This is a genomic window from Bradyrhizobium sp. (assembly GCF_049586575.1).
Classification (GTDB): Bacteria; Pseudomonadota; Alphaproteobacteria; order Rhizobiales; family Xanthobacteraceae; genus Bradyrhizobium.
In genome coordinates, this window is the sequence record NZ_JBAVCF010000642.1 from 1 (window position 1) to 2,998 (window position 2,998).

General features: G+C 60.9%; 3 protein-coding genes and 1 pseudogene. All 4 read right to left on the reverse strand.

The window, feature by feature from the left end; translation table 11 throughout:
- A pseudogene (locus WB528_RS23725) lies at positions 1–561 on the reverse strand (xanthine dehydrogenase family protein molybdopterin-binding subunit); the annotation flags it as partial.
- Positions 558–1,049, reverse strand: coding sequence for a (2Fe-2S)-binding protein (locus tag WB528_RS23730; protein ID WP_423891278.1), 492 nt, complete (start codon positions 1,047–1,049; stop codon positions 558–560). The pseudogene WB528_RS23725 and the gene WB528_RS23730, both read right to left, overlap by 4 nt.
- A 14-nt stretch (positions 1,050–1,063) precedes the next feature.
- Entirely contained in the window at positions 1,064–1,933 is an 870-nt protein-coding gene (locus WB528_RS23735) for an FAD binding domain-containing protein (protein WP_423891274.1), read from the reverse strand.
- Positions 1,934–2,025: 92 nt separating this feature from the next.
- Positions 2,026–2,998 (reverse strand): hypothetical protein (locus WB528_RS23740; RefSeq protein WP_423891276.1); only part of this gene is annotated, 973 nt, incomplete at its 5' end.

Below are 2,998 nucleotides of genomic sequence, written 5' to 3' on the forward strand. Positions count from 1 at the left end.
CGCAAGCGCAGCGTCGACATCGCCTTTTTCGACTTGAAACTCACCGATCAAATTGGTTGCGTATTGCTCATGGAGGACCGCGCTCCCCGCCGTGAGCGCTTGCTCGGCGTCGACCACGGCCGGCAACAGCTCCAGATCGACCGTGACGAGCTCGGCAGCGTCTTCCGCCAGGTAGCGGCTTTCCGCCAGAATAACGGCCACGGCCTCGCCGACGTGACGCACTTTGTCGTGGGCCAACAGCGACTGCTGCGGATTGCGGAACGTATGCTGGATCTGCGTGGTCCATTTCTGCGGCAGGGACAACTGCGTATCGGGCACGGGCGGAAGCAACTGCAGGAGATCGGCGCCGTTCATCGCCAGGACAACACCGGGCGCCGTGGCCGCACGCGACAAATCCACGGATCGGATGCGCGCGTGAGCGACCTGGCTGCGCACAAAGACGGCGTGGAGCATATCGGGCAGCTTAAGATCGGCCAGGAATTGCCCGCGCCCCACCAGCAATCGCGCATCCTCGCGGCGAAGCAGCGATTGACCGACGAACAGATCGTTTGTCCGCGTCATCGCCCGCTCTCCTGAGCCCGCTCGGATCGCATCTGTGCCGCCGCCGCCATAACCGCAGCGACGATATTCTGATAACCGGTGCAGCGGCATAGGACTGCGGAGAGCCCCTCACGCACCTCCGCTTCGCTGGGCGAAGGATTGGTATTGAGAAAATCCAGCGCCGCGAGCAGCATGCCGGGAGTACAGAACCCGCATTGCAGCCCGTGATGTTCGTGAAAGGCCTGCTGCAGGGGGTGCAGCTTAGCCCCTCGGGCGAGGCCCTCAACTGTCACGACCTCACTGCCATCAGCTTGCGCAGCCAGCATGATGCACGAGCGCGCCGCCTCGCCGTTGTAGAGAATGGTGCAGGCGCCGCAAACGCCATGCTCGCAGCCAGCATGCGTGCCGGTCAGACCGAGATTGTCGCGCAGGAAATCGACCAGCAGCGTGCGCGGCTCGCAACGCCCCTCGCGCGCTTTGCCGTTCACGGTCAGCCGAACATCGAGCATTTGCGACATTCCCATCACCTTTTTTGCATACGCCCAACCGCGCGCTGGAGCGCACGCTCAGCCAGTACCGAGGTCAAATGTCGCCGAAACTTGGCAGAGGCATTGTTGTCCGATAAAGGATCGACTTCCTGCGCGGACATTTTTGCAGCTTCCGCAATTGTGGCTTGGCCCAGGCCCTGCTCTTCCAGCAGCTGTTCGGCAGCCCGCAGGCGGGTGGAATGTGATGAGACCCCCGCTGTCGCAATGCGGGCCCTTCTGCATCGCTTGCCATCACCGAGGATCATGACTCCAACAGCCGCAATGGCAAAATCACCATGCCTTCGGGCGAACTCCTCGACGGCGACTCCTGCGCCGTGCGGAACGACCGGTAGCCTCACCTCGACCAACATCTCCTCGGGCGTCAGACTTGTTGTCATCGCGTCCAAGAACAACTGATCCGCGGCAATCTTGCGCTGGCCCTGCGGGCCGCGGACGTCCACCTCCGCTTCGAGCAGCTGCAGCACCATCGGAATCTCTGCGGCGGGATCCGCGTTCGCGATCGAGCCACCGATCGTACCCCGTGAACGAGTGGGCAAATGGCCGACGAATTTGATCGCTTCGTGCAGCACCGGCAGATCAGCGGCCACCACGGGGGAGAATTCGATGGCCCGCTGACGCGTCATGGCGCCGATACAGATGACATCGCCGACGCGCTCGATATACGCCAATGCCGGAATACGATTGATGTCGATGATGGCTGTTGGCCGCGCTAGGCGGAAATTCATCATCGGCAGCAGCGTTTGACCACCCGCAAGAAGTCGCGCATCGCCCCCATGTGACTTAAGGAGAGCGAGCGCGTCGTCGACGCTGGTCGGCGCATGGTAGTCAAAGCTTGCTGGCTTCATTGATACTCTCGACGACGCAGCGGTCGTGCGTCTGAACACCGTCAGCATTCATAAAACGGCAGTTCCGTCAATTCGCAGCTCACTCCAGATCTTCACGCCGCGTGGATGCCGCTGCGACCTTCGAACAGATCTCGCCCCGCCGCCAGCGCGCGTATCTTGCCGTCGGCGATCGTGCGTTTGAGCATCCAGAAACCGCAGTCTGGATGAATATACTTGATCCGACCAACCCCAATGGCCGTCTCTGCCCTTTCGATCATGCGCGCAATCTGATCGGCAGTTTCGATCACGGTCGTCTTGATGTCGATGACACCAAGACCAAACCCAATGTCCGGACGCAGATCGCGGAAGACGGCTAGCTCATCGAGAGGACGATGCGCATTTTCCATGACGACGTGATCGACATGCAGCGCATTAAGATATGCGATGAGCTTTGCCCAGGCCCCCTTCTGCGAGGACTGCCCGGCATAGTTGCCGAAGCAAAGATGCACGGCAGGAACCGTCTTGACCGCATCCAGGACGAGGTTGATGGCCTCCGCGGCCCACGGCCATTCGTCCGGACTGCCTGGCAGATTGGCCTCGTCGATCTGCACCACGTCGGCGTCGATATGTTTGACCTGTTCGGCAAGCACCGCCGCCAGCGCCATCGCCAGGTCGGCGTTGCTCTTGTAATGCTTGTTCATCAGTGTCTTGGTCAACATATGGGGGCCGGTCAGCGTGAACTTGAACGGCATCCTGGTGAGCCGTTTGGCGCGCGCACAAGCGTGCGGAAGATCGAGCACGCCGGCTCCGATCGGACCATCCACGATGCCAGGAGGCCGGGTGCGATAGCCCATGCCGCGTTGAGATCGATAAGTGACCAATTCATCGAATTTACCGGTGCTGCGCACCCCGTCCATTCGCGATACGAAATATTCGATCATCCCGTTGTTTTCGGGGTGATTGATGTCGTAGCGAGACAGTTCGCCATCGCAGACGAGATCAATCCCCGCCTGCTCTTGGATGCTGATAACGACTCGCGTGGCGTCGGTCAGCGCCTGTTCGGAGGGCAATGCAACGAGCCAATCA

Bases quoted from the DNA above. Each gene is read 5' to 3' on its own strand.
- WB528_RS23730 (WP_423891278.1), bottom strand. From the start codon at position 1,049: ATGCTCGATGTTCGGCTGACCGTGAACGGCAAAGCGCGCGAGGGGCGT.
- WB528_RS23735 (WP_423891274.1), bottom strand. From the start codon at position 1,933: ATGAAGCCAGCAAGCTTTGACTACCATGCGCCGACCAGCGTCGACGAC.